The sequence below is a fragment of the Psychrobacter coccoides genome (assembly GCF_017498085.1).
Classification (GTDB): Bacteria; Pseudomonadota; Gammaproteobacteria; order Pseudomonadales; family Moraxellaceae; genus Psychrobacter; species Psychrobacter coccoides.
This window is the reverse complement of the sequence record NZ_JAGBKM010000064.1, coordinates 1-321: the sequence shown is the minus strand read 5'-3', so window position 1 is coordinate 321 and position 321 is coordinate 1. Positions and strand designations below refer to the sequence as shown.

At 48.3% G+C, this 321-nt stretch carries 2 tRNA genes; both read left to right on the top strand.

Going from position 1 to position 321, the window contains the following annotated elements:
* Positions 1 to 16 precede the first annotated feature (16 nt).
* Positions 17 to 93: transfer RNA gene (locus J3492_RS13080), tRNA-Ile, on the top strand.
* Positions 94 to 226: 133 nt separating this feature from the next.
* Positions 227 to 302, top strand: a tRNA-Ala gene (locus J3492_RS13075).
* Positions 303 to 321: the final 19 nt, after the last annotated feature.

Here is a 321-nt window from a genome sequence, read left to right as displayed (position 1 = left end):
TAGTTTAAGAAGATATGGGTCTGTAGCTCAGCTGGTTAGAGCACCGTGTTGATAACGCGGGGGTCAGTGGTTCAAGTCCACTTAGACCCACCATTATAAGCGCAGCTAACCATTAGCAAATCCCCTTTAAGGGATTCAACTGGGAAGCAGAGTTATTTGAAATTTCTATTTAAAGAAATTTCCTTGCGCTCGGATCAAAGCAGTGCTTTGATTGTATCCTCGCTCAGGGGCCATAGCTCAGTTGGTAGAGCGCCTGCCTTGCACGCAGGAGGTCAACGGTTCGACTCCGTTTGGCTCCACCACTATAGCAGCTGCATAGCG